The organism is Vreelandella hamiltonii (genome assembly GCF_014651795.1).
GTDB classification, from domain to species: domain Bacteria; phylum Pseudomonadota; class Gammaproteobacteria; order Pseudomonadales; family Halomonadaceae; genus Vreelandella; species Vreelandella hamiltonii.
Genome location: NZ_BMXO01000007.1, coordinates 46,347 through 70,121, shown reverse-complemented (window position 1 = coordinate 70,121; position 23,775 = coordinate 46,347). Strand labels below are relative to the sequence as shown.

Sequence of the window (23,775 nt, the reverse complement as noted above, 5' to 3'; positions counted from 1 at the left end):
GCGCGACCCGACCAGACAGCAGGCCGATGCGGCAACGTCCGCATCGGCAAGAGGAGAACACCATGGCTCAAATGAAATTCATGTGTGATGCCGAGCGCTGCATCGAATGCAACGGCTGCGTCACCGCCTGTAAAAATGCCAACGACGTCGAGTGGGGCATTCAGCGCCGCCGCGTGGTCACGCTGAACGACGGTGAAGCCAGCGAAATGTCGATTTCGGTGGCCTGCATGCACTGTGACGACGCCCCTTGCATGGCCGTCTGCCCCACCGACTGCTTCTACAAGACCGACGACGGCATCGTGCTGCACGACAAGGACCTGTGCATCGGCTGCGGCTACTGCCTGTATGCCTGCCCCTTCGGTGCCCCGCAGTTCCCCAAGCAGAACGCCTTTGGCGAGCGCGGCAAGATGGACAAGTGCACCTTCTGCGCAGGCGGCCCGGCAGAGAGCAAGGAAGAGGAGTACCAGAAGTACGGTTCCAACCGTATTGCCGAAGGCAAGCTGCCGCTGTGCGCCGAGATGTGCTCGACCAAAGCGCTGCTGGCAGGTGATGCGCAGGACGTTGCCGACATCTTCCGTCAGCGTGTCGTCCATCGTGGCCACCCGGATGGAGCGTGGTCGAACAATCCCCAGGCCAGCACCGACAACCTTGCCTACGATGCTGCCCGTAAAGGCTAAGGAGGCGTGTCATGACCCCAATGACCATGACCACCGTTGAAATGCCTGCATCGACCAACGGGCATGCCGCCCGCGGGCTGAAGCGTGTCTGGCACCTGTGCCTGATGCTGCTACTGCTGATGGCCAGTCTCGGCGTGAGCCAGCTGGCCGTGGCCCAGGCAGACCCGCAACGGGAGATGACCACGGCGGCTCCGGGCATTACGGCCGAGCAGTGGCGCCAGGTGCGCAGCGGTGAAACCGGCCCGAACTATCGTGATTCGCGTCACGACAGCAACTACAACCTGATCAACGCCAGCGGTGAAACGTGGCGGATCCTGCGCAATCGCTGGGTCTCGCCGTTTGGTTTGATTGCCATTTTGGGCATGGCCAGCGTGATCACGCTGTTCTATCTGGTGATTGGCCGCAAGCACCTGGATGAGCCACGTACCGGGCGCAAGCTGCTGCGCTGGCCACTGTTCATGCGCGCGCTGCACTGGACGGTGGCGACGCTGTTCATCACCTTGGCGCTGACCGGTCTCAACCTGCTGTATGGCAAGTTCGTCTTCCGCTCGCTGTTTGGCGACGCGGTATGGGCCTGGATGATTGCGGCCTCCAAGGTGCTCCACAACTATCTGGGGCCACTGTTCGGCATCCTGCTGATCGTGCTGCTGGTCAAGCTGCTGAAGGACAATATCCCCAAGAAGCATGACCTGCAGTGGTTCAAGCAGGGCGGCGGCCTGGTCGGTAAAGGCCACCCGGATGCAGGCTTTGCCAACGGCGGTGAAAAAGTCTGGTACTGGCTGCTGGCTACCGCAGGGCTGTTGGTGGTGGCCAGTGGCTTCGTACTCGACTTCCCGAACTACGGGCAGAGCCGCGATACCATGCAGTGGGCCAACATCATCCATGCCGTGGGCGCGCTGGGCTTGACCGCCGTGGCGCTGGGGCACATCTACATCGGTACGGTAGGGACCGAAGGGTCGCTGGAAGGCATGACCACCGGCTACGTAGACGAAACCTGGGCCAAGGAGCACCACAACCTGTGGTACGAAGAGGTCAAGGGGCAGTCGCTGAGCGAGGAAGAGGTGGCTGCTCAGAAAGCGGGCGACAGCAGCGAGCCCTCTACGAAACCGGGCTGACGCACCACCATAGGATGACGCAAGATCGTCGCTGACACCGCCCTCGGGCGGTGTCTTTTGTTATGCTGCATATCAACCCTGTCTTGAAAGAGGAACCCGCATGGCTACGTTCGATGAACTGGATACCGCGACCCGCACGGAGCTGGAAGCCGCTGCATTTCGTCGCTTGCTTAAGCACCTGGATGACAACAAGGACGTGCAGAACATCGACCTGATGATTCTGGCGGACTTCTGCCGTAACTGTCTCTCCAAGTGGCTGGTCAGCGCAGCCGATGAGCGCGGCACGCCTCTGGAAATGGACGCTGCCCGGGAGTATGTCTATGGCATGCCCTACAGCGAATGGAAAGCCAACCACCAGGGCGAGGCCACCCCGGAGCAGTTGGCGGCACTCGAGGCTCGCCAGGCGCGCAAGAAAGCCCCTTCACAGAACGAGCCCAAGGAGTAGCGCCAATGGATGCCATGGAAGCCCTGAATATTGCGGTGCTCACCGTCTCGGACACCCGCACCGAAGAGACCGACCGCTCGGGTCAGTCGCTGGTTCAGCGGCTGACCGAAGCGGGGCACCGGCTGGCCGACAAGCGTATCGTGCCGGACGACGTGTACCAGATTCGTGCCGTGGTGGCCCAGTGGATTGCCGACCCCGGCGTGCAGGTGGTGCTGACCACCGGCGGTACCGGTTTCACCGGCCGTGACTCCACTCCAGAGGCGGTCTCGGTGCTGTTGGACAAGCGCATCGAGGGGTTCGGCGAGCGCTTTCGCCAGCTGAGTGGCGACGAAATCGGCAGCTCCACCATTCAAAGCCGCGCCCTGGGTGGTTTTGCCAACGCCACGGTGGTGTTTTGCCTGCCGGGCTCCACCGGTGCCTGCCGCACCGGGTGGGACGGCATTCTGGCCGAGCAGCTGGATAGCCGCCACAAACCCTGCAACTTTGCCAACCTGGTCATTCCCGGCCGGGGGCAGCATGGCTGAGCAACGCGCACAACATCAGCCACCGCCACTGCAGCCTATCAGCGCCGTTCTCGATGCGCTGCTGGCAGGGCTTGTGCCGCTGCCAGCCGAGCAGGTGCCGCTTGAAGAGGCGGCGGGTCGGGTGCTGGCTGAGCCGGTGATGGCAACGCTGGACGTGCCGCCCTTCGATAACAGTGCCATGGATGGTTATGCGCTGCGCGCCAGCGACGCGGGCAAGCGGCTGCCGGTCAGTCAGCGGATTGCTGCCGGAAGCCTGGCCCAACCGCTGGCAGAAGGCAGCTGCGCGCGGATCTTTACCGGGGGCCAGATTCCGGCGGGCGCGGATTGCGTGGTCATGCAGGAGCGCGTCACCCTGGACGACGGCCACGCGGTGATTCCCCATGACGTACCCGCGGGTGACAACGTCAGGCTCAAGGGGCGTGACGTGCAGCGTGGAGACGTGCTGCTCAAGGCGGGGCAGCGCCTGGAAGCGGCTGCACTGGGGCACCTGGCGGGGCAAGGAGTGACCGAGGTCAGCGTGCGCCGTCGGCCCCGGGTGGCGCTGCTCTCCACCGGCGACGAGATCGTCGACCCAGGCATGCCCTTGCAGCCTGGCCAGCTCTATAACTCCAATCGCCCGATGCTGACGCGTTTGCTGGAGCGCTTTGGTGCTGAGGTCGTACAGCGGGTCAGCGTTCCCGACGACTATGCCCGCACCGTCGAGATTCTCGAACAGGCGGCGGCCGTGGCCGACGTGGTGGTCAGCACCGGTGGTGTCAGCGTGGGGGAAGAGGACCACGTCAAGGCTGCGCTGGAGTCGTTGGGGCAGCTGGATATGTGGAAGCTGGCCATTCGCCCCGGTAAGCCGCTGGCGCTGGGACGCCTGCCGGCTGAGGCAGGGGGCGAGGCGCGCTTTGTCGGCCTGCCAGGCAATCCGGTGTCCGGATTCGTTGGCGCCTGGCTCTTTTTACGCCCGCTGATGGGAGCGTTGTTGGGCCGCCCTGCGCTTGCGTCACTGCCAGAGATCACCGCGAAGGCGCAGTTCACCACCGAGACGGGGCCACGGCAACACTACATGCGCGTGGCGCTGCGCTTTAGCGCTCAGGGAATCTACGCGGTGGCGTTTGAAGACCAGAACTCGGCGGTGCTCTCTTCGTGTATCGAGGCCGATGCGCTGGCCGTCATCGATGCTCACCAGCAGATAGCCCCAGGGGACGCCGTGCGCTGCCTATGGCTGGAGCACTGACGGCGACAGCCGTTGGCCATCCAGCAGCAAGGTCAGCCGCTGCTGTTCCAGCATCAGCCCGCACAGCGCGGGCATGCCCGAGCGGGCGGCGATCAGGGGAGGCAGCGAATGCAGCTGGGCGACCGGCAGGCGTGCCAGCCGACTCTCCGAACCAATGCCCAGCTGCCACGAGCCTTCGGCGTCGCGCAGGGTTAGCCAGCGGCTGGAGTCGCCGGGGCGATCAAAGAGTAGCGTGTCGACACTGGCGTGGCGCGGCTGGCAACAGTGGCTATCGATGCGCTGAACGTAGCGCGCGTCGATGGCCACCTGATAACCGCCTGCCTGAAAGACCACGCAGGTCACGGTTCGAGTGCCATCGTGGCCTGTTTGCTCGCTGTTCACGGCTCAGCCCAGCCCCTGCTGGTAGGCTTTCAGCAGGGCATCGGGGTCAAGCAGGGCCGTGGCCACACGGGCCTCTTCGGGCTGCCAAAGCGCGCTGACGAAAGGGCGCAGTGCGTCAGGCAGCGTTTCGGGGGGCGCTTTGAAGGCGCTGAGGGGTAAGTCGCACACGTCGTTCAACTGGTCGATACGCACGGCCGTACGTATCCCGGCGCTGCGCACCATCAGCAGCATGCCGTCGGCGTGGCTCTCGGTCAGCCCCAACAGCGGCTGTAGCCGAATCAGCGACTCGATGGTGCCGCGCAGATGGATGACGCCTTCGGTCGAGGAGGGCAGGCCAGGCACGAAATAGACCGGCGTATCGCCTTTGAGGATTTCCGTCACGGCCGTGCCTGGTAGCGCATAGGGTTGGCCGGACAGCGTGAACAGCACCACCTGCTGGCAGGGCTCCTCCACATCGACGATGTGGCCATCGTCCTCGCGGATGGCATCCTCAAGGGATAGGTTTGTTGCCTCATGCCCCGCGGGGCGCGAATCCGCCATGATCCTGCTCCGTGCTGATGACCACCTGGTTGCGCCCCTGGTGCTTGGCACGATAGAGCGCCTGATCGGCGCTGAGGCGTAGCGATTCGGTAGAGGGATGTTCAGGGAAACTGCTGATCCCGACGCTGAAAGTGCAGCGGAAGCGTTCGCCACCCGCGTGAAAGTCCACCTGTTCGAAGTCACGCCGCAGCTCGTCGATCAGCTCGCCTGCCCGCTGGTCGTCGATTCCCTTGAGCAGCACCACGAACTCCTCACCGCCATAGCGACCAATGATATCCGACATGCGTAAGCGTGTTTTCAGCAGCCGTGCCAGGGTGATGATGACCTGATCCCCTGCCAGGTGACCGTGGGTATCGTTGACCGCCTTGAAGTGGTCGATGTCGATCATCGCCATGGCATGCCGGGTCTTGTCCCGGTAAGCCTGGGCCAGTGTCTTGCTGATCATTTCAGTGGTGGTGCTGTGGTTGTAGAGGCCGGTCATGCTGTCCCGGGTCATCAGCGAGCGCAGCAGTCGCAGCCGCTCGGCGCGCAGCTTTACCGCCGAGACCAGCTCATCGGGTACCACGGGTTTGGTGATGAACGCCTCGACACCTGCGGTCATGGCAGACAGCTGTTTCTGGCTATCGGTCTCGCTGGATAGATAGATGATCGGCAGGCCGACGTACTCGGGCTGCTGGCGGATGATGTTGGCCAGCTCTTCACCGGAGCACACCGGCATGTAGACATCCACCAGCAGCAGATCAGGGCTGAAACGTTCAAGCGCGCTCAGTGCGTCGGCGGGGTGGTTCACCTGTTGCACCACCATGCCCGCCTCTTCCAGCAGTAGCGCATGGTAAGCGGCCACTTCCGGCTCGTCATCGACCACCATGACACGTAGCGGCTCGTCTTCGACAGGGGTGGTCAGCTCATCCACGGCCAGCATCAGGTCAAGGGGTTTCACGGGCTTGGTGAAATAGCCATTGCAGCCTGCGCGCACGGCGCTCAGACGCGATAGAAAATCGCCGTGAGCCGACAGTACGATGGAGGGTAACCGTTCGCCGGTGAGCTTGTTCAAGCTGGTGAGCGTTTCGGTACCTGCGGTTTGCCCCTGAGGGAACTGCACGTCCATGATGATGGCATCCGGACGGCGCGTGATGACGGCGTTGAAAAAGGCATCGGTGGTGTCGAAGTGCACTACTTCGTGCCCGAAGCAGCGCAAATGGTGCAGCAGTTGGCTGACCTGGTCGGGTTCGTCATCGCAAAGGTAAATCAGCCGCTGGCGCTTGCTGCGGGTTTGTTCAGGTGTCGGAGAGAACTCCACGCTTTGATGCGCTGCCAGGGCTTTCTGCTGCCCCGCCAGTGATTGCAGACGCTGCTGCTCTTCGGCCAGCTGTGCGAGTATCTGGACGATCAGCGCTTCCTGCAATGATGCCTCGCTGAGCGCGGCCTCGCCCTGGTCGGCCAGCAGCGCAATGCGCTCGAACCCCAACGAGCGCCCCGTCCCTTTCAGGCTATGAAAAAAGCGGTGCAGCTCCGGGGCCAGCTTTGCTTCTTCCTCGGCGGAGGAGCGGCTCTTTTGCCACTGCTCCTCAGTTTGCTGGAGGCGGCCTGGTAATTGGCTAATGAACCGTTGGCGCAGCTGGCTCAGCTTGTCGTGCAGCGATGAGGACATCGGGCTACCTGTTGAAGGCCTGGGCAACGGCCTGCCCCAGCGTCGTGTCTAGCTCGGCATCTTTTTGCAGACAGGCGCTCAGGCCGGGTGTCTGCATCAAGGCCGCTGTTGGCGTGTCGCCGGTGAGCAGGATGAACGGCAGGTGCACCTGCTGCTCGCGGAGCATTTCCAGTAACTCGACGCCGCTCACCAGCGGCATGTGCATGTCGCTAACGATCAGCGCGACATCCTTGTGCGCTTCCAGCTGGCGCATGGCCTCCATGGCGTCCTCGGCCAGTACCGTCTCATGGCCTTGAAACTCCAGCAGCGCAGCGGTCATTTCCCCAGCTAGTGGGTCGTCGTCTACGACCAGTATTCGCATGATCATTCTCTATCTGGTGGGGAAACCTAGCTTAGCAGGGCCTTCAGGGTTTCCACTAAATTGTTTTGGTCAAAGCTGCCCTTGACGATATAGGCATCAGCACCTACTTCGATGCCGCGCCGCCGGTCGGCCTCTTTCTCGCGAGACGTGATGATGATCGGCTTGTGACGATAGGCGTCATTTTCGCGCAGACGGGCCGTTAGCGCAAAGCCGTCCATGACGGGCATTTCAACGTCCGTCAGGACCGCGTCAAAGGTGTCGGCCAACGCCTTGTTCAAGCCATCGCGGCCATTCTCGGCCAGGGTGACCTGATAGCCCCAGGCCTCCAGCACATCCTTTTCGATCTCACGAGTGTTCAGCGAGTCATCGACCACCAGAATGTGATGGCGTGTTGCATCGGAGGGGAGCTGGGCGGCTTGGCGAAGTGACGAGTGGCGGGAGCGCTCCAGTAGCGCGGGCACATGCAGCAGGCTGGCCAGCGTATTGCGCCCCAGCGACACCATGCCCGACACCAGCGGCAAATAGCGAAGGTGGTTGGGCAGCGGCTTGATGACCATATCGCGCTCGTCCACCAGCGCATCGATGATCAGCGCCAGCTTTTGCTGACGTTGATGCACGACCAGCAATAGCACCTTGTCCCCTGCGGGCGGCGCAGCGGGCAGGTCGAGCAAGGTGGCGAGGGCAACCACCGGTACGAACTCGTTGCGCAGAATCAGCGTGGTCTGGCCTGCTGCGTCGATGAATTCCTCGGGGGAGCGCTCCAGCAACTCGGCCACATGGGGGGCGGTGACGCCCAGTGTTACGCCACTGACCTCCACCAGTAACACCCGCATCAGCGCCAATGAAAGGGGGAGGCGCAGCGAAAAGTGGGTGCCTTTGCCCAGCGCGCTGGTGACGTTCAGGTCGCCATTGAGCTCATCGACCACCGTCCGCTTGACCACGTCCATACCGACACCGCGACCCGAAAAATCGGTGATCAGGCTCTTGGTGGAAAAGCCGGGCAGCAGGATCAGTTCCAGCGTTTCCTGCTCGCTCAGCAAGGCCAGCTGACCTTCATCGAGCAACTGCCTGGCAAGCGCTTTCTGGCGCACGGCCGCCAGATCGATCCCGGCTCCGTCGTCACGCATCTCCACCACGACCCAGCCACCATCCTGCCTGGCTTCCAGGCTGAGCTGGCCACGCGGTGGCTTACCTGCAGCCTGGCGCTGCTCCGGGCGCTCGAGGCCATGATCCAGAGCGTTGCGCAGCAGGTGAATCAGAGGGTCGGAGAGGCGGTCGATCATCTGGCGGTCCAGCTCGATGGCGCTCCCCCGAACGCGGCACTCCACCTGCTTGCCCAGTGATTGCGCCAGCTCACGGGTCATTTGTGCCAGTGGGTCGAAGACGACGCTCAGGGGCAGCATGCGCATCTGCAAGGCACGGTCATGAAGATCGCTCATCAGGGCGTCGTGGCTCAGCACGCTGTCTTTGAACTCGCGCTGAAAATCGTGAAACTCGGCTTGATGCTGGGCGGGCAGAGACAGGCCGAGCTGGCGCGCCTGTTCGACCAGACCATGCAGGTGGTGATGGCCCGACAGTACTTCGCCCATCAGGCGAATCACGTCGTCCAGCCGGTCGAGACGGACCCGCACCGTATCGCTCAAGGCCAACGACGCCGATGAGGGCTTCGTGGCCGCTGGAGCCTGTTCGGAAGCGGTGGTAGAAGGCAGCGCCTTCTGCACCGCGGGCGTTGCTGAGGGCGCGTCTGCCGATGGGGCGCCTGCCGCCGACTCCAGCGCCTGGCAGAGCGCGGGGTCTGCGTCGGCCAGTGCGTCGGGGGCTGCTCCCTGCGCCAGCTGGCCGACCTGATCGTCCAACGCATCGATGGCCTGATTCAGCAGGTCCAGGGAAGCAGCCGTAGGCGCAACGCTGCCCTCGCGAAAGGCACTCAGCAGCTCTTCCATGCTATGGGCGAGGGCCGTGATCGGCGCCAGCTTGAGCATTCTGGAAGAGCCCTTGAGCGTGTGCGCCGACCGAAACAGCTCATTGACGTGCTCCTTGCCCGCCGCACCAGACGCGTTGCCGATGGCGTCCTGCGCCAGGGTATGGACCCCCTCTCGCAGGCGCGGCAAGTGGTCGGCGGCTTCTTCCACGAACCGCTGTATGAAACGACGCATATCCAGTGCCATTAGCCAACTCCCTGTATGGCGGTGTGCTCACCCAAATAGCGTTTGGCCAGAAAACAGGCATCGCCGGGGGCCAGCGGCGGCTGGATGACCTGCAGCGCACCGCTGGCCTGGGGCGTGGTTTCCAGCAGGCGTACCACGGCGGCATAGCCTCGCTGGCGCTGAACGGGGTTGTCCGGCAGCTCGCCCTGACGCAGCAGTTCCGCCTGATAGAAGTGCGCCGGCCAGCACTCCGGGGCGACGTACAGCGCTCGCTTGAAGAAATCGTAGGCCTGCTGAGGCCGCTGCAGCCAGCGCACTGCTAGCCCGGAAAGCAGCAGGGCATCTACACACCACGGGTCCTGCTCCAGCAGCGGGCGGATGAGTTGCAAGGCCGCTTCGAACTGGTTGTTATCGAGCAGCTCATGGGCCTGCTGCAGCGTCTCTTCACGCCTGGCAGGCTCGCGGGGGCTATCATGAGTATCGGCCGCTACAGGTGGCGAAGGCGGTATGTCGATGGCCTCACTGGGGGCGGCTTCCCTCGTGATGGGAGTGGGCTCTGGAGCACTCGTGAAACGCAGTGGATGGTTTGCGCGTTCGACGCCAGGGGGCTGAAAATAAAAGACCCCTTGCTCCTCTTGTAACGACAGGATGCCCAAGTCGTTCCCCAGCGTTTCCGTGACCCCGCACAGCAAGATGCCCTGTGGCGCCAGCAGCTGCTTCAAGCGCTGCTGGATGTCGCGGCGGGTGGCTTCATCGAAATAGATCGATACGTTACGGAACAGAATCACATCGAAGGGGCCGCCCAGTGCCTGGTGGTCTGCGTCGAGCAAGTTGAAGGGGCAGAACGTGACCCATTCGGTCAATGCGGGCACCAGTTGATGGGCGCGCCCCGCCGGGGTGAAGTAACGGGCCTTGAGGGCGGGGTGCAGAGCACGAAACGCCATGCCGCTGTAGCTCCCGGCTCTGGCCTTGTGCAGCACCTGTTGATCCACGTCGCCGCCGGTGATGCGGAACAGCGCCTTGGCACGTTCGCCGTACGCTTCCATCAACAGCATGGCCAGGCTGTAAGGCTCCTCTCCTGAAGAGCATCCTGCACTCAGTAGCCGCAGTGGCCCACCCTGAGTGGCCAATTGACGAGGCAGGTGTTCATCGACGAGCCACTGCAGGGCTTCTACCTCACGAAAGAAGTAGGTTTCGTTGACGGTGAGCTGGCTGATGAAATGATCAAACAGCGCTGAGTCTCGGGTGAGCCTGCCCAGCAGGGTCGCGGGGTCCTGGGTTGCCTGAGCGCGGCAAAGCTGCTCGATGGCACGCTCCAGACGCGACTCTGCCAGGCCTTCCAGAGAGAGCCCGCAGCGCTGGTGCACCAGCTGCTTGAAAGCGGCGAGGGTGGTCATGGGGAGATCTGCCGAGGTGTGGCCGTGCTCACCAAACGCAGCAAGCGTGCGGGGAGGTCGTCAAGGCCGATGATGTGCTGTATGGCGCCAGCATTGATGGCTTCCTGGTTCATGCCATAAATCACGGAGCTGGCTTCGTCCTGTGCCAGGGTGATGCCGCCTGCTTGCTGGATGGCACGCATACCGCTGACGCCGTCTCTGCCCATGCCCGTCAAAATCACGCCGATGGTATCCGCACCATAGACATCCGCGGCGCTGCGCATCAGCACATCGCAGCTGGGGTGATACAAGGCATCGGGTGGGCTCTGCACCAGTCGCACACAGTGTTCAGGCGTCACGCTCAGGTTACGCTCTGACGGTGACAGGTAAACATGGCCCGATTCGAGACGTTCCCCCTCTTTGGCCACGCTCACCGGCAGGGGGCACAGCGAGCCAAGCCAGGTGGCCATGCCTTCGATGAACCCATGGCTGATGTGCTGAGCTATCAGAATCGGCACGGGAAAGTCGCTGGGCAGCTTGCTGAGCAGGCGTGCCAGTGCCTGGGGGCCGCCCGTAGAGCAGGCAATGACCACGACCCGCTGAAAGTCGCGTGTGGCACAGGCCTGAGGGGGCGGGGAGCTCTGTATCAAGAGCGCTTGAGGGGGTGTTGCAGGCACTCGACGGCGTAGCCGCGTAATGACCGCGACCCCCGCCAGCAGGCGAACTCGAGCGCGCAGCCACTCCCCGGTGGCGTCATCCAGGGTAGGCTTGGGCATCACTTCCAGCGCCCCCACTTCCAGCGCCTTGTAGGCACTCTGGGCATCCGCACGGTCACTGATGACGAGAATCGGCACGCCCTTGGTGTGCATGATCTCTTCGATGGCACTCAGTCCATCCATGACCGGCATGTTGAGGTCCATGGTGATCAACTGGGGTGCTAGCCGCTTGGCCAGCTCGACGGCCTCCTTGCCGTTGCTGGCTTCGCCCACGATGTCGATATCGCCCTCACAGGTGAGAAGGTCGCGCAGTATCTCCCTGGCGAGCGGGCTGTCGTCGGCCATGACCACCCGGATTACACTCATGAAGCGCCTCCCATGCCGGTGATCATGGTTGCGTCTGGCGGCGGCTGTCGGGTTGCGCTGCCAGCGTGAACTCCTGCACCAGACTGTTCAGCTCGGCGGACATCTGAATCATGTCCTGGCTGATCTCGGTGATGCTGCGCACGGACTGCGCATTGCGTGCGCTGGCGGTATCGATATCGCGCAGGGCAATGACCACCTGATTGCTGGCGGTTTTCTGTTGCTGTGTCGACAGCGAGATCTGCTGGGCGGCACTGCTGGTCTGGCTGGCTGCCTTGAGCAGGGCTTCGAGGTCCTGAGCGGTACTCTGGCTGGCTTCGACACCCTGTTCGATGGACGTGGCCCCTTTCTCCGAGGCGACCACCAGCCGGTTGATGGCCTGCTGAATGTCGTCGGTGTGGCCTTCTATTTCATGGGTGGAGTCGGTGACGCTATCGGCCAGACGGCGTATCTCGTTGGCAACCACGGAAAACCGGCGGCCAGACTCCCCTGCGCTGGAGGCTTCCAGGGCCGCATTGAACGCGATCAGCTTGGTTTGCGCGGCCAGCGTGTTGATCAGCTCCATGACCTTGCTGATCTGCTTCGATTTGGCGCCCAACGCCATGATTTCTGCCAAGCTCTGCTCGCTATCGCTGCGGATATCGTACATGCGCGCCTGCAGGAGTTGCATGGCCGTGCTGCCTTTGCGGCTGCGCTCCAGCGTCTGGTTGGCCACGTCCACCACCGACTGCGAATGGTCGGCGATCTGGGTCGAGGAAGTCGACAGCTCCTCCATGGTCGACGTGATTTCGGCCACGGACGACGCCATTTCCTCCACGGCGGCCGCCATGGTCTGATTGGCCTCATGGCGTATATCGCCCCCCTGAACGCCAGAAAGCCCGGCGGTTTGGGCCAAACGGTCTGCGACCTGGGTCAAGGCAAGGGCATTGTTCGACACGGCTTGAATCGCGCGGGATAGCCTGGCCAACAGTTCGTTGGTCTGAGCGGCCAGGTCGCCAAGCTCGGCACGGTCATCGGTTTCTACCCGCTTGGAGAGATCCAGGCTGTGGGTGATCTCCTTGAGCTGACGCTGAAAACGGGTCAATGGCCGAATCAGGCTACCGGTCAGGGGGTAAAGCAGCACCAGTCCCGCCAGTAGAATCAACAGGCCCAGCTTGATGGAGTTGAAGAAACGCTCCCTGACGGTAGTGGTGTACTCGTCCTTGGCGACTTCGACCATCAAGTAGCGCTGCACCTCGGGAAGCCAGCGGGTCACCACAAAAAAGGCGCGCCCATCGCGTTCGATTTCATGCACTCTGAGTTCGCTGTCGGTGTGCAGCAAACCTGCCGATTCCTGCTCGCGAAGCGCCGAAATCGTGGCCTCCTCGCTGCTCATCAGAAAATCGCCTTCCGCGCTGAGAATGGCCGCGCGGCCGGTTTCACCCAGGCGGTAGTCGTCGATGAACTGGGCCATGCGAGCAAGGTTGAGCCCCGCTCCGGCCACGATCACCGGCAGGCCGTTGGCTGCATTGGCTTGGCTGCGGAAGTTCAAGAAGACAAACGCATCGTCCGGATTGAACGTGTCGCTGTCGAGATTGAGGTTGTAATCGGCACCGCTCTGAGTGAACTCGTGGTACCAGGCGTCACTGCTGTCAGGGCCTTGCAGCGGGCGCTGCTGGAAAGTGCCATCACGATACTGAAAGTAGACCTGCCGGTTGGGTGTCTGCGCTGCGATGAAGAGCAGTTCGGTGTCCAGTTGCCCCATCAAGCGTGAAAGATAACGCTCGACTTCGATCTGCTGTTCGACGGGCAAGCCCTCTGTCACCCACTGCTCGATAAAATAGCTATTGGCCAGGCTTTCCGAAACGGCGAGGGCTGGGCTCAAGCCCAAGGTGATGCGAGTGGCCAAGCCTTCGACCTGTGCGGGCAGTTCGCTATCGAGCAAGTGCTCTAACCGCGCTTCGCTATGGGTGCGAGCCTGCAGGTACAGGGCAAGCAGCATGGACAGTGCCAGCACCGTTCCGAACGAGACAAACAGTCGAAGCCGTAACGGCAAGGATTTCCAGCGCGCAGTCATGGGCAGGCTTGCTCCAGGTGAACCCAAAGGCCTCATGATGAGGATAAATCGTCTATGGTATGAATATCGCACGACGCGTACGTCGCTCATCAGCATGATAGCAACGATTAATAGAGCTTTTTGTGATATTTGCGCAGCGCTGAGAAGCCTGACCAACGGTTCGACATAGCTTACCTGCCCAAGATGGCGTTTTTTCTATACAAAGATTATTTTTTGTATAAGTAGCAAGTGTTTTTTTTGACAAAAGTGATACATGCAGGTAGCCTGTTAACGAAATGGATACGACAAATTGCTAAGGAAGCATCATGTTGTCACTCACTTCTTCAACCGTGCTCGCGGTGCTTCAGGGCATCATGTCCCGCCACGGCATCACGCACTCAGAGATGCTGCCATCGGCAGGCACTGCTGAGCGTGACAGTTTGGTACAGGCTGTTACGCGCTTTTTTGGTCTCTCTGATGGAGAGCTGTTGTCCCCGACCTGCATCACGCTTGAAGAGTGGGCCACGGCGCTGAGTGAACAGGGTGATTTTTCTCATCTCCAGCTTTTCGATACCGCCATTGGTGGTGCGTTCAGCCATCAGCTGCAGCGTCAGCATCGTTACGAAGCCGCTTTCTTGCAGCAGGAAGCCATCGCGCTGCAAACGCTGCTGACCGTCGATACTCAACCTCAGCGCTCGCTGGTGAGCTGGCTTTCCAAGCAAACGGTGCCAGGGTTCGTGCTGGGTGCTTTGTTGCCTCAGCAGGCAGGGTGGCAGCCTCGTTCGCTGTTCGACCATGCCAACGCTCTGTGGGAGCTCAAGGCGGGTGATATCATGGTGACCAGCGAAGACCGCTGGCGCCAGCTGGCCCAGCGCCTTCCTTCGCTACCCATGAGCATTACTGCCGTATCGACCGCACCATTGGACAAGAAAACCTATCGCGCGCTGTTGGCCAAAGGCGTGGCTCACATCATCGAGCTGCACTGCCAGCCGGGGCTGGGTGTGCTGGCAGCACGCCGTTCCCAGAATGCGCCGTTCGAGCTGTTGCCGCATTGGCACCCCACCGAAAGCGACAATTTTCTGCTCAAGCTGATCAAGGGCGGCGTGCCCGAAGAAGTGAAACTGGCGCAGCCGCTGCGTTGGGTCGGGGCGCGCCACTTTCGCCCGCAAGAGAATGCCTGGGCCGAAACGGTCCGTGTGGATCGCGCAGCTCTTCGAGTGGCGCCCGCGTGGCAGCCTGCAGCCGAGCATCACCAAGGCAGCAGCGCCGCCTGAGCGCGACGTGCGCTCACAAACGCACGCTTACACGATCGCGTGAGGTACGAAGCAGGACGTGTCCTTGGTAATTCTGCCCACGTCTTCGCGAATGCCGATACCACAGGCGCGGTCGCCCACCACCCAGCTGCCGACCAAGGCATGCCGCTCCCCAAACCTGGGGAGCGGATGGTACGCCTGACGAATCCACGGGCTATCGGTGTAAGGCCCACCGACGTTTTCCGACACTCCATCGGGGGTGGTCAGGCTGACGTTGCTGCCTTCCCGAGAGAAAAACGGTTTGCGAACCCAGCCCGGCGCAGGCGAGGCGTGCTCGGTTGGCTCGAAATAGGCGGGCAGCAGATTGGGGTGGCCTTCGAACTGTTCCCACAGCAGCGGCAGGATACCTTTGTTGGACAGAATCGCCTTCCAGGGCGGCTCGAACCAGTGGGTGTCCAGCTGGGTGATCTGCTGGCTGAACGCTTCCACCGCCATCTCTTCCCACGGGTACAGCTTGAAAACCGCCGCCATCGGCTGGTCTTCCAGGTCCACGAAGTGGGACTGCCCCGGCGTCACGCCAATATCCTCGATGTAGACGAACGGCGCATGAAGCCCCGCTTGCAGCGCGATGTCCTGCAGGTAGCGGACGGTAGCCCGCTCCTCGTCGCTGCCTTTCACACAAGAGAAATGCAGCGTGCGGTCGGGGAGCCGGTCGCCCAGATGTGCCAGGGCGTTCAGCAGGCGCTCCTGGATGGAGTTGTACTGGTCGGCATGGCGAGGCAGGATGCCCTGGGCAATGGCCTGTTCCAGCCATACCCATTGGAAGAACCCCGCCTCGTAAAGCGAGGTGGGCGTATCGTAATTCAGCTCCAGCAGTTTGGCCGGGCCGTCCCCTGAGTAGGCAAAATCCATGCGCCCATACAGCGGCGGTTGGCCGGAGGTCCAGGAGCGATGGATGGTCTCCCACATGGGTGCGGGGATCGCCAGCCGCTGCAACAGGGCTTCCGAGCGGCATACGCGGTCGACCAGCGCCATGCACATCTCGTGCAGCGTTTCGGTGGGTGTTTCTATGTCGCGCTCGACCTGCTCCAGCGTGAACTGGTAGTAAGCGCTCTCTTTCCAGTAGGGCTCGCCGTCGATGGTGTGAAAGTGGAAGCCCAGCTGCTGTGCCAGGGCTTGCCACTGGGGTCGTTCAGGAACGGTGATCCTTAGCATGAGGGCTCCGGGTGTAGGTCAGGAGCCCCAGGAGGCAGAGCGCGTGCCCAGGCCACGGCGCGTGGTGGTTTGACGGCTTTGGACCACCGAGTTGCGCATGGCGTCGTTGCGTTGATTGACCCGCTGGGTCGCCTGGCTGGCGGCGGCATTCCAGTTGCCCTGGTTGTCACGGTTGCGATAGACCGGCTCCTGGTAAACCCGCTCGAAGGAACGCCCACGGTTGGTGTTCGACAGCATGCTCCCCATCATGTAGCCCATCATGGCGGGCATGAACCAGCTACCACCGCCACTGGCCTGAGCCTGCTCTTCATTGGGCGCGGCACAGGCGCCTTCGCCGTGCTCGGCCTCGCAGGCTTCCAGCGTATTGAAGCGCGGTACCGACTCCAGCGCCGCCGTATGGGCTTCCTCACAGGCGCTGCGGGTATAGATATTGGCGGCCACACAGTCTTCGACGCTCTGGAAGCTGCGCGGTTCGTCAAAATTCACGTCGGTAATGTGTTCGTCCTGGGCGGGTTCGGTACAGGCGGTCAGGCCAAAGGCGCCGGTACCCATCATGGCCAGCGACAGCCGTGCACTGCGCTTGCGGCGAGGAAGATGTTGATCTGCCATGTCGAACTCCTTACCAGGTCATGGAAGCGGCGTTGATGAGGCCGACCGCGATGGAAACGCTGCCCACCAGCGTGCCATAAGCCTGGTGCCCCTCGGTAATGTGCTGGGAAAGGCTCTCGCCCTGGCGGCGCAGCATCAGCTTCAAGCCGAAGAACGTGGCGATCTGCACCCCGAAGGCCACGATGCCCCACAGAATGAAATCGAGGTAGCTGATGGAGTTGGCCATGGCGCTGTAGAGCGGCAGCGTGAAGCCGAGGATGGAACCGCCGTAGGCCCGTGCGGCAGCGGCATTGCCTTCACGGATCAGTGTCCATTCGTGATGCGGCGTGAGTCGGCTGTAGCAATACATGAACGCGACCAGCATCCCCAGCGCGCTGAGCAGATAGGCAAAGAAGTGCGGTAATCCCTGCAGGTAGTGCAACATGGTGATGTGCTTCCCTTGTGATCCTTGAGGGTCGGTATTGTGACATAGCTGGGCGTGGCTGCGTTACCCGCGACGTGATTTCTCGATCGAGGGGCAGGCAGTATGCAGAATGACGTAAATAAACAGCGTTTGCGCCACTTGAGTAAGACTAAAGGCTAATAGATGAATCGTGTCACCTCCTTAGAATCCCGCGAAGACTGGTATTTTTACCAACATCCACCGTGTCGTATCGTGTAGAGACTGCGCCTCGTGCCCGCACAGGGTACTGCCCAAGACGCGACCGCTTCGAAGGACCTCCCTCATGCATGCCCTTACCCTGGCATCGTTTCTATTTTTTACGGGCCTGGTGGCCTTCGTCACCTGGCGTATTACACGCCGCGATGACCATCGCAGCACCAACGGCTATTTTCTGGCGGGGCGCACCCTGACGTTTCCGTTGATTGCCGCATCGATGCTGATGACCAACCTCTCTACCGAGCAGATGGTTGGGTTGAACGGCTCGGCGTTTACCGACGGCCTGAGCGTCATGGCCTGGGAAGTCATCGCCGTGATTGCGCTGGTTGCTCTGGCGCTGTTTTTCCTGCCGCGCTTCTTGAAAAGCGGGATTGCCACGCTGCCGCAGCTGCTGGCGATTCGCTTCGATGCCGGTACCCAGCTCATTGCCAACGTCATCTTCCTGATTGCCTACGCGGTGGTGCTGCTGCCCATCATTCTCTATTCCGGCGCCATTGGCTTGCAGGGCATGCTGGACTTGCAGGGCTTGACCGGCATCGAGTCCAGCACGGCTCTGCTGTGGGCAACCGTCTGGGTCGTGGGCCTGATTGGCGCCGTCTATGCGCTGTTCGGTGGCCTGCGCACGGTGGCGGTGTCCGATACCCTCAACGGCGTGGGGCTACTGATTGGCGGGTTCGTGATCGTTTACTTCGGCCTTCAGGCGGTGAGTGGCGGCACAGGCGTCATGGAAGGCTGGAGCATCCTGAAGGAGAGCGACCCCAGCAAGTTCAACTCCATGGGTGGCCCCGACCAGCAGGTGCCGTTCTCGACCATCTTTACCGGCGTACTGCTGCTGCACCTTTTCTACTGGACCACCAACCAGCAAATCATCCAGCGCACCTTCGCAGCGAAAAATCTGGCGGAAGGCCAAAAAGGGGTGCTGTTGACCGGCTTCTTCAAGCTGCTGGGGCCGCTCTATCTGGTGCTTCCGGGCATCATTGCCTACCACTTGTATGCCGACCAGGGCGTGCGCGCCGATGAAGCCTATGGGCACCTGGTATTCAACGTGCTGCCGCCGTATCTGACGGGCTTTTTTGCGGCGGTGATGGTGGGTGCGATTCTCTCCTCGTTCAATTCGGCGCTGAACAGCACCACCACGATCTTCAGCCTGGGGATCTATAAAGGCGTGCTGAAAAAGGACGCCACGGAAGAGCAGGTAGTGAAATCCGGCAAGGTGTTTGGCTGGATCATGGCCATCAGCACCATGATCATCGCGCCGCTGCTGGCGGGGCAGGATAGCCTGTTCGGCTACCTGCAGCGCATGAACGCCATCTATTTCATTCCGATTCTGGCCGTGGTACTGGTAGGACTGTTGACCAAGCGTGTGCCGCCCATGGCCGCAAAAGTGGCCCTGGTGGGCGGTTGCTTGTTGATCGCGGCAGGCTACTTCGTGCCGCCGTTCAACAAACTGCCGCTGGTCATGCACGAGTTCCACTTCGTCGCCGCGGTGTTCGTGCTGCTGGTCGCGGTGATGCTGGTGATCGGCAAGCTGCGCCCCCGCGCCACGGACTGGGTCCAGGAAGCCTCGGGCGATGTCGACCTCACCCCGTGGAAAGGTGCCGTGCCCACCGGCATCGTGCTGGTGGTGCTGGTGGTGATCATGTACGCCTCGTTTGCAGGCGGTTGATCATCGGCCACGTGTAGTAACGCCAACGCCAACGCCAACGCCAACGCCCCGCTTTGCGGGGCGTTGGCGTTTGTCAGCGGTGGTTTTAAGAGTCGCAGCGATATAGCGTGATGGGTGATGTCTCGCGATCCAGATAGCGCAAGGTCAGCGTCTCCTGAGTGTTCAGGGTGAGCTGGAGCTGTTCTTCGCTGGTCACTCCTTCTCCATGGCAGTGCAGTGTCGCCTCCCATGCGTTCGGCGTGCTGCTCGCTTCCAGCCCCATTTCGCAGTGATTTTCCAGCCCTTCGAAGCGGCCAGCTGCCAGGCGGATTGGGGCGCCTTCCTGCCCTGCGTGACACCACTCGGGCTCTGCTGCCCAATCGCCATAAAGCGTTTCCTGGGACATGGGCTCGGCCACGGGGGCTTGGTCATCGCTACAGGCAGCCAGCAGCACCACCACGGCAGGTAACAGCAAACGGTGTAATGGCATAGGTCACTTCCTTGTGTGGTCAGACTCACCATGCGTCAGCTTAGAGCAGCTCGTTGAGAGCTGCTACAGGCTAGGCTAAAAATCCCCCGGTGCGCACTGCAGGCAGGTAAGCCCCAGGGCGCGCCACTGGGCGACCACGGCGTCGCGGTCGTCCAGTACCAGCCAGGGCGCAAAGCCGTCGCTGCGCATTTGATCGAGTAGCGCGGCTTTTACCTCTTCATCGTCCACATGGTCATCGCCCTCGGGGCGCAGGTACATGGCATCGAAGGGGATGGCATGGCGGTCTAACCAGGCCTGGGTATGCTCGCGGTGGCTGTCCGGGCGGCCGCTGCAAATGACGATTTGCTGGCCCTGGGCCTTCAGCAGCTTGACCAGTTTGGCCACGGGTTCGATGACCGGCGCTTGGGCCATGTGGGCAAAGAAGGGGTCCCACTGTTTGGCGGGGCCCAGCACCCACTCGTGGACTTGCTGGGGGTGAAATTCGGCAAGCGTGCCGTCGACGTCAACGATGACTGCGGTCATGACATGGATTCCTGAGATGCAAAGAGTGAAACGGCCGAACCTTGAGAACGGCTGCTGAGGACAAGCCGTGCCTGGGTCGTCAGCCGCGTGCCTAGACGTTCGCGCCAGTGGTCAATGGCTTCATCGTCCAGTCGCGTAAACAGAGGCACGACCTGAGCAGCCTGGAGCTGATGGGCCAGTGCCACCAGATGCGAGGCTCGCAGATGGACGTTCCAGCGTTGCCAAAGCACCTCGTTGGCAGCCAGCTGCGCACAGCGCTGTGGCGTCAGGTAGCCGGTGTGCAGCAGACGGTGGTCGGGCCAGTCGGCGGGCTGGTCGTCACGGTCGCTGACCAGCCAGAGTGCCGGATGGCTGGCGCTGGGCCGCTGGAGCAGGGTGCCGATGGCGTCGTCCAGCCCGTCACGCCGTAAACCGCGTGGCAGCGCCAGCAGAGCGGCCAGGTTGTCGCGGATGATGGGGTCGATGGCCAGGGGGAGCTGTCGGCGATCTGCTTCCTCTGCCAACCATAGCGCCATTTCCAGCGCCCGTCCCGTTTCCGGTACCGGCAGCACCAGTGGCGTATCCAGGGCGCTGCCCAGGGTACTGATGCAGTGTGCCTGGGGCTGGTCGTAGCTGCCGTAGGAGGCGTCCAGCAGTGCCGTACGGGCAGGTGGCGGCGTATCGAAGGGAAACAGCCGCGACTCGAAACAGGCATCACCGCTATAGAAAAGTCCGCCCGCCACGTCGAGGTGCAGCCAGACACCTCCCAGCGAGTGGCCCGCCTGGCCGGTGGTGACGGTAATGCCTTCCACTTCGAGACGGCCGCGATAGGGCAGTGGCCGCCACGCTCTGTGGGGCGGCAGCGCCTTGGCGACCAGCGGCGTGCAGTAGAGCGGCAGCTGCTCGGGCAGCTCGGCCACCCCGCCAATATGATCGATATGATCGTGGCTGATCAGCACGGCGTCTACCGCGAGCCCCGCCGCCCAGGTGATCGCCTCACCGGGATGCAGTGCGCCGCCCGCATCCAGCAGCAGGCGCTTGCCTTGGGCCTCGACCACGATGGCGGCCGGGCCCTTGTCGCCCAGCCCGCTGAGGATCTCCACCAAGGCGCTCATTGGTCGGGCTCCAGGCACCAGCCTTCCAGCAGGCGCACCGCGACCTGCTGGCCTTCGCCAAGGGCGTGGGGATGATACGCCAGCAGGGCATCGCCGGTGCTCAGGCGCAGGTGTAGCTCATAGCGCTCACCGCGGAACGTCAGCCGTTCAACGCGGGCGGTCAGGTCGTGGGGGTTGGGGGCCGTGGCATCCAGATGCACGTGCTCCGGGCGCACCAGCACGGGCTGCGAACGCGCGGTGAGCGGCGCGGCCAGCCCGCTCATCAAAGCGCTTTCGGTGAGACGCTGGCCAGGCGCGCCGCTGGCAATGTGAAGCAGGCTACCCTGGCCGATGAACCTCGCGACCCATTCGCTGCGCGGCGCTCGGTAGAGCGTTTCGGGCGTGGCCCACTGCACCAGCTCGCCCTCCCGCATGACGGCAATGCGGTCTGCCATGGCCATGGCTTCGCTTTGGTCATGGGTGACGTAGACCATGGTGGCCTGGGTCCGCCGGTGGAAATCCACGAAGCTGTGCTCCATGGCGGCCCGCAGGTTGCGGTCCAGGTTGGCGAGCGGTTCGTCCAGCAGCACCACGTCGGGGTCGGTGACTAGGCATCGGGCCAGTGCCACCCGCTGGCGCTGGCCGCCGCTGAGGGCCTGGGGCGAGCGCTGGGCATAGGGGGTCAACGCCACCTGCTCCAGCGCCTGGGCGACTCGGCGCTGGTAGTCGCTGCCTTGAATGCGGCGCAGCTTCAGCGGGTAGCCCACGTTGTCGGCCACGCTCATATGTGGCCATAGCGCGTAGGACTGAAACACCATGGCCATGTTGCGCTGCTCGGGGGGCACATGGTGGTGGGCGCTGGCCAGCAGCGTCTCACCGAGTGTCATAGTGCCGTTACTCACCTGCTCGAACCCTGCCAGCATGCGGAGCATGGTGGTTTTGCCGCAGCCGCTGGGGCCCAGCAGCGCCACGAATTCGCCGGGAGAGATATCGAGGGTGACGCCATTGACTGCGGTGTGTTGGCCAAACTGTTTGGTAACGCGGTCGAGCATTAGCCTTGCCATGGCACGACTCCTTTGGGTAAGCGAGGGGCCATCAGGCTCAGCAGCAGCATCAAGGTGGCCACCATGGCCACGACCAGCACGGCCACCGCCGACGCCAGCACGCTTTCGCCCCCTTCGTCCAGGTTGAAGATCAATACGCCCAGGGTTTCGTTGCCTGCGCTCCAGAGCAGCGCCGACACGGTGAGCTCGTTGACGGCCAGCAGGAATACCAGCAGCCCACCGGCAAACAGGGAGGGCGCGATCAGCGGCATCACGATGGTGGCCAGCCGCCGCCAGGGGCCAGCACCGGCCAGCTGGGCGGCTTCTTCCAGCGAGGGGTCGAGCTGCGCAAGGCTGGCGCTGACCGGCTTCAGGCAGACCACCAGAAAGCGCGCCAGGTAGGCCACGAAAATCAGCCCAAGGGTGCCGTACAGCGCCAGATTGATCAGTGGCAGCGGGCGCACGAACAGCAGAATGCAGGCAATCGCCAGCACCACGCCAGGCAGGGCATAGGGCAGTTCGATGACGCTCAGGGTGAGCTGCTGTAGCCGAGGCGGCAGACGCTGAAGACGGTACGCCAGGGGCAGGCTGCACAGCATCAGCACCAGCGCGGCACCGCCTGCCAGCCAGACACTGTTGCGCACGGCCCGCCAGGTGGCGCCCTGTCGGCCGATGACCTCGTGGTAGGCGTTGAGGGTGATGGTATCCAGGCTCAGGGGAACGCCCATGGCCGGGACCAGCGAGCTCACCACCAGCGCGAGCAGCGGCGCCACCAGGATCAAGAGCAGCACCATGATCAGCAGGGTCGTCACGCCGGTACGCCAGCGCCCCAGTGAAAAATCGTGGGCGCGGCCGCTGTGCCCACCCAGGCCAAAGCGGCTGCGATTCATCCAGTACTGCTGCAGGGCCACCCCGGCCAGGGCCAGCACACCGATCAACAGAGAAAGCGCCGCCATTTCTGCCAGCACGCCGGTGCCAAAGTTGGCCATGCGCTGGTAGATCAAGGTGGGCAGCACGTAATAGCCTGCGGGAATGCCCAGCATGGCGGGAATGCCAAAATTGCCCAGGCTGGAGATGAAGGCCATGGCCGCTCCGGCGATCAGGCCGTGTCGGGTCACGGGCAGAATGATATGCCCCCAGACCTGACCCTGGCGGGCGCCGCTGATGCGGGCAGCTTCGACCAGCTCACGGGGGAGCGACATGAGCGAGGTACGCAGCGCCAGAAATACCAGCGGTGCACTTTGAATGCCGAGCAGCAGCGCGATGCCTTCGGCGGAATAGAGCGGCTGGGGGCTGCCCAGCGGCGGCGCCATGCCGAGGCTTTTCAGTAAAGGGCTGGCCGGGCCGAACAACTGTAGCCAGCTCAGCGCAGTGACCTGGGGCGGGATCATCATGGGCAGCATGAAGCAGAATACCAGCCAGGCCTTGCCGCGAATGTCCGTCAGAGTGATCACGAAGGCGAACAGGCTGCCCAGCACCAGAGCAATCAGCATGCCCAGGCCCGAGGTGTACAGGCTGTGCCACAAGGCGCGCCAGGTGCTGGCCGCGTTGAGCACTTTCCACAGCGGGGCACTGCTGCCCTGGCCCAGGTCGCTGAGGGCTTCCATCAAAAGCCGCAGGCTGGGTGCCAGACTGAGCAACACCACCAACAGCGTGAGCAGGGTAAGCAGCCAGCGATGCTGGCTGCCAACGTTCAGCGAAGGGCTCATCA

At 62.6% G+C, this 23,775-nt stretch carries 23 protein-coding genes; 7 read left to right on the top strand and 16 right to left on the bottom strand.

The features are described from left to right. The first annotated feature begins 62 nt into the window (after window positions 1-62). The 5 genes from fdh3B to IE061_RS08970 all read left to right on the top strand — a co-directional run bounded on the left by fdh3B (window position 63) and on the right by IE061_RS08970 (window position 3,986). Window positions 63-677: a formate dehydrogenase FDH3 subunit beta gene (gene fdh3B, locus IE061_RS08990; protein WP_016915147.1), complete on the top strand. Its 615-nt coding sequence runs from the start codon at window positions 63-65 to the stop codon at window positions 675-677. An 11-nt stretch (window positions 678-688) separates the two neighbouring features. Further along, window positions 689-1,792 carry a formate dehydrogenase subunit gamma gene (locus tag IE061_RS08985; protein ID WP_193461446.1) on the top strand — a complete coding sequence of 368 codons (1,104 nt, stop codon included), beginning with the start codon at window positions 689-691 and terminating at the stop codon, window positions 1,790-1,792. 100 nt (window positions 1,793-1,892) lie between these two features. After that, entirely contained in the window at window positions 1,893-2,237 is a 345-nt protein-coding gene (locus tag IE061_RS08980) for a DUF1244 domain-containing protein (RefSeq protein WP_016915145.1), read from the top strand. A 5-nt stretch (window positions 2,238-2,242) separates the two neighbouring features. Continuing rightward, complete coding sequence (gene moaB, locus IE061_RS08975; RefSeq protein ID WP_016915144.1) at window positions 2,243-2,761, top strand: molybdenum cofactor biosynthesis protein B; 519 nt, start codon at window positions 2,243-2,245, stop codon at window positions 2,759-2,761. Continuing rightward, entirely contained in the window at window positions 2,754-3,986 is a 1,233-nt protein-coding gene (locus IE061_RS08970) for a molybdopterin molybdotransferase MoeA (RefSeq protein WP_016915143.1), read from the top strand. Before moaB ends, IE061_RS08970 begins: the two co-directional genes overlap by 8 nt. Here the strand turns inward: IE061_RS08970 and IE061_RS08965 are convergent. The 8 genes from IE061_RS08965 to IE061_RS08930 are packed head-to-tail and all read right to left on the bottom strand — an operon-like array spanning window position 3,969 to window position 13,577. Continuing rightward, window positions 3,969-4,367: a hypothetical protein gene (locus IE061_RS08965; RefSeq protein ID WP_016915142.1), complete on the bottom strand. Its 399-nt coding sequence runs from the start codon at window positions 4,365-4,367 to the stop codon at window positions 3,969-3,971. The genes IE061_RS08970 and IE061_RS08965 overlap by 18 nt on opposite strands. Before the next feature lie 3 nt (window positions 4,368-4,370). Next, entirely contained in the window at window positions 4,371-4,907 is a 537-nt protein-coding gene (locus IE061_RS08960; RefSeq protein ID WP_016915141.1) for a chemotaxis protein CheW, read from the bottom strand. Next, window positions 4,879-6,558, bottom strand: coding sequence for a diguanylate cyclase (locus IE061_RS08955; RefSeq protein WP_016915140.1), 1,680 nt, complete (start codon window positions 6,556-6,558; stop codon window positions 4,879-4,881). The genes IE061_RS08960 and IE061_RS08955 overlap by 29 nt, the downstream gene beginning before the upstream one ends. A 4-nt stretch (window positions 6,559-6,562) precedes the next feature. Beyond that, window positions 6,563-6,919: a response regulator gene (locus IE061_RS08950; protein WP_016915139.1), complete on the bottom strand. Its 357-nt coding sequence runs from the start codon at window positions 6,917-6,919 to the stop codon at window positions 6,563-6,565. 26 nt (window positions 6,920-6,945) lie between these two features. Then, window positions 6,946-9,087 (bottom strand): hybrid sensor histidine kinase/response regulator, encoded by a 2,142-nt coding sequence (locus IE061_RS08945; RefSeq protein WP_016915138.1) that lies wholly within the window; start codon window positions 9,085-9,087, stop codon window positions 6,946-6,948. Further along, entirely contained in the window at window positions 9,087-10,463 is a 1,377-nt protein-coding gene (locus IE061_RS08940) for a CheR family methyltransferase (RefSeq protein WP_016915137.1), read from the bottom strand. The genes IE061_RS08945 and IE061_RS08940 overlap by 1 nt, the downstream gene beginning before the upstream one ends. Further along, the gene (cheB, locus tag IE061_RS08935) at window positions 10,460-11,524 is read right to left on the bottom strand and encodes a chemotaxis-specific protein-glutamate methyltransferase CheB (RefSeq protein WP_193461445.1); all 1,065 of its coding nucleotides are present in this window, start codon (window positions 11,522-11,524) and stop codon (window positions 10,460-10,462) included. Before cheB ends, IE061_RS08940 begins: the two co-directional genes overlap by 4 nt. A 22-nt stretch (window positions 11,525-11,546) precedes the next feature. Continuing rightward, window positions 11,547-13,577 (bottom strand): methyl-accepting chemotaxis protein, encoded by a 2,031-nt coding sequence (locus IE061_RS08930; protein WP_189463482.1) that lies wholly within the window; start codon window positions 13,575-13,577, stop codon window positions 11,547-11,549. A 305-nt stretch (window positions 13,578-13,882) separates the two neighbouring features. Here IE061_RS08930 and IE061_RS08925 point away from each other — a divergent pair, with 305 nt between their 5' ends. Further along, window positions 13,883-14,830 (top strand): hypothetical protein, encoded by a 948-nt coding sequence (locus IE061_RS08925; protein ID WP_193461444.1) that lies wholly within the window; start codon window positions 13,883-13,885, stop codon window positions 14,828-14,830. A 27-nt stretch (window positions 14,831-14,857) separates the two neighbouring features. On the opposite strand, the gene IE061_RS08920 is transcribed toward IE061_RS08925, so the two are convergent. Genes IE061_RS08920 through IE061_RS08910 form a run of 3 tightly spaced genes read right to left on the bottom strand, consistent with a single transcriptional unit; the run spans window position 14,858 to window position 17,057 of the window. Next, window positions 14,858-16,024 (bottom strand): glutathionylspermidine synthase family protein, encoded by a 1,167-nt coding sequence (locus tag IE061_RS08920; protein WP_193461443.1) that lies wholly within the window; start codon window positions 16,022-16,024, stop codon window positions 14,858-14,860. An 18-nt stretch (window positions 16,025-16,042) separates the two neighbouring features. Further along, window positions 16,043-16,633 (bottom strand): DUF1190 domain-containing protein, encoded by a 591-nt coding sequence (locus tag IE061_RS08915; protein ID WP_039175157.1) that lies wholly within the window; start codon window positions 16,631-16,633, stop codon window positions 16,043-16,045. Window positions 16,634-16,643: 10 nt separating this feature from the next. Further along, entirely contained in the window at window positions 16,644-17,057 is a 414-nt protein-coding gene (locus IE061_RS08910; protein ID WP_016915131.1) for a DUF350 domain-containing protein, read from the bottom strand. 301 nt (window positions 17,058-17,358) lie between these two features. On the opposite strand from IE061_RS08910, the gene IE061_RS08905 reads away from it, so the two are divergent. Beyond that, window positions 17,359-18,957: a solute:sodium symporter family transporter gene (locus IE061_RS08905; protein ID WP_039175158.1), complete on the top strand. Its 1,599-nt coding sequence runs from the start codon at window positions 17,359-17,361 to the stop codon at window positions 18,955-18,957. Between the two features lie 85 nt (window positions 18,958-19,042). On the opposite strand, the gene IE061_RS08900 is transcribed toward IE061_RS08905, so the two are convergent. The 5 genes from IE061_RS08900 to IE061_RS08880 form a co-directional block, all read right to left on the bottom strand. Beyond that, complete coding sequence (locus IE061_RS08900) at window positions 19,043-19,426, bottom strand: hypothetical protein (RefSeq protein ID WP_193461442.1); 384 nt, start codon at window positions 19,424-19,426, stop codon at window positions 19,043-19,045. 75 nt (window positions 19,427-19,501) lie between these two features. Further along, window positions 19,502-19,948 carry a phosphatase domain-containing protein gene (locus tag IE061_RS08895; protein ID WP_016915127.1) on the bottom strand — a complete coding sequence of 149 codons (447 nt, stop codon included), beginning with the start codon at window positions 19,946-19,948 and terminating at the stop codon, window positions 19,502-19,504. Beyond that, a complete protein-coding gene (locus IE061_RS08890) occupies window positions 19,945-21,042 on the bottom strand; it encodes an MBL fold metallo-hydrolase (protein WP_193461441.1) in 1,098 nt (365 codons plus the stop codon). The genes IE061_RS08895 and IE061_RS08890 overlap by 4 nt, the downstream gene beginning before the upstream one ends. Then, window positions 21,039-22,085 carry an ABC transporter ATP-binding protein gene (locus IE061_RS08885; RefSeq protein ID WP_193461440.1) on the bottom strand — a complete coding sequence of 349 codons (1,047 nt, stop codon included), beginning with the start codon at window positions 22,083-22,085 and terminating at the stop codon, window positions 21,039-21,041. The genes IE061_RS08890 and IE061_RS08885 overlap by 4 nt, the downstream gene beginning before the upstream one ends. Further along, window positions 22,073-23,773 (bottom strand): ABC transporter permease, encoded by a 1,701-nt coding sequence (locus tag IE061_RS08880; RefSeq protein WP_193461439.1) that lies wholly within the window; start codon window positions 23,771-23,773, stop codon window positions 22,073-22,075. Before IE061_RS08880 ends, IE061_RS08885 begins: the two co-directional genes overlap by 13 nt. Window positions 23,774-23,775: the final 2 nt, after the last annotated feature.

What these genes read in the sequence shown, in the direction of transcription:
- fdh3B (WP_016915147.1), top strand. Translation starts at nt 63, where the DNA reads ATGGCTCAAATGAAATTCATGTGTGATGCCGAGCGCTGCATCGAATGC.
- IE061_RS08985 (WP_193461446.1), top strand. Translation starts at nt 689, where the DNA reads ATGACCCCAATGACCATGACCACCGTTGAAATGCCTGCATCGACCAAC.
- IE061_RS08980 (WP_016915145.1), top strand. Translation starts at nt 1,893, where the DNA reads ATGGCTACGTTCGATGAACTGGATACCGCGACCCGCACGGAGCTGGAA.
- moaB (WP_016915144.1), top strand. Translation starts at nt 2,243, where the DNA reads ATGGATGCCATGGAAGCCCTGAATATTGCGGTGCTCACCGTCTCGGAC.
- IE061_RS08970 (WP_016915143.1), top strand. Translation starts at nt 2,754, where the DNA reads ATGGCTGAGCAACGCGCACAACATCAGCCACCGCCACTGCAGCCTATC.
- IE061_RS08960 (WP_016915141.1), bottom strand. Translation starts at nt 4,907, where the DNA reads ATGGCGGATTCGCGCCCCGCGGGGCATGAGGCAACAAACCTATCCCTT.
- IE061_RS08955 (WP_016915140.1), bottom strand. Translation starts at nt 6,558, where the DNA reads ATGTCCTCATCGCTGCACGACAAGCTGAGCCAGCTGCGCCAACGGTTC.
- IE061_RS08950 (WP_016915139.1), bottom strand. Translation starts at nt 6,919, where the DNA reads ATGCGAATACTGGTCGTAGACGACGACCCACTAGCTGGGGAAATGACC.
- IE061_RS08945 (WP_016915138.1), bottom strand. Translation starts at nt 9,087, where the DNA reads ATGGCACTGGATATGCGTCGTTTCATACAGCGGTTCGTGGAAGAAGCC.
- IE061_RS08940 (WP_016915137.1), bottom strand. Translation starts at nt 10,463, where the DNA reads ATGACCACCCTCGCCGCTTTCAAGCAGCTGGTGCACCAGCGCTGCGGG.
- cheB (WP_193461445.1), bottom strand. Translation starts at nt 11,524, where the DNA reads ATGAGTGTAATCCGGGTGGTCATGGCCGACGACAGCCCGCTCGCCAGG.
- IE061_RS08930 (WP_189463482.1), bottom strand. Translation starts at nt 13,577, where the DNA reads ATGACTGCGCGCTGGAAATCCTTGCCGTTACGGCTTCGACTGTTTGTC.
- IE061_RS08925 (WP_193461444.1), top strand. Translation starts at nt 13,883, where the DNA reads ATGTTGTCACTCACTTCTTCAACCGTGCTCGCGGTGCTTCAGGGCATC.
- IE061_RS08920 (WP_193461443.1), bottom strand. Translation starts at nt 16,024, where the DNA reads ATGCTAAGGATCACCGTTCCTGAACGACCCCAGTGGCAAGCCCTGGCA.
- IE061_RS08915 (WP_039175157.1), bottom strand. Translation starts at nt 16,633, where the DNA reads ATGGCAGATCAACATCTTCCTCGCCGCAAGCGCAGTGCACGGCTGTCG.
- IE061_RS08910 (WP_016915131.1), bottom strand. Translation starts at nt 17,057, where the DNA reads ATGTTGCACTACCTGCAGGGATTACCGCACTTCTTTGCCTATCTGCTC.
- IE061_RS08905 (WP_039175158.1), top strand. Translation starts at nt 17,359, where the DNA reads ATGCATGCCCTTACCCTGGCATCGTTTCTATTTTTTACGGGCCTGGTG.
- IE061_RS08900 (WP_193461442.1), bottom strand. Translation starts at nt 19,426, where the DNA reads ATGCCATTACACCGTTTGCTGTTACCTGCCGTGGTGGTGCTGCTGGCT.
- IE061_RS08895 (WP_016915127.1), bottom strand. Translation starts at nt 19,948, where the DNA reads ATGACCGCAGTCATCGTTGACGTCGACGGCACGCTTGCCGAATTTCAC.
- IE061_RS08890 (WP_193461441.1), bottom strand. Translation starts at nt 21,042, where the DNA reads ATGAGCGCCTTGGTGGAGATCCTCAGCGGGCTGGGCGACAAGGGCCCG.
- IE061_RS08885 (WP_193461440.1), bottom strand. Translation starts at nt 22,085, where the DNA reads ATGGCAAGGCTAATGCTCGACCGCGTTACCAAACAGTTTGGCCAACAC.
- IE061_RS08880 (WP_193461439.1), bottom strand. Translation starts at nt 23,773, where the DNA reads ATGAGCCCTTCGCTGAACGTTGGCAGCCAGCATCGCTGGCTGCTTACC.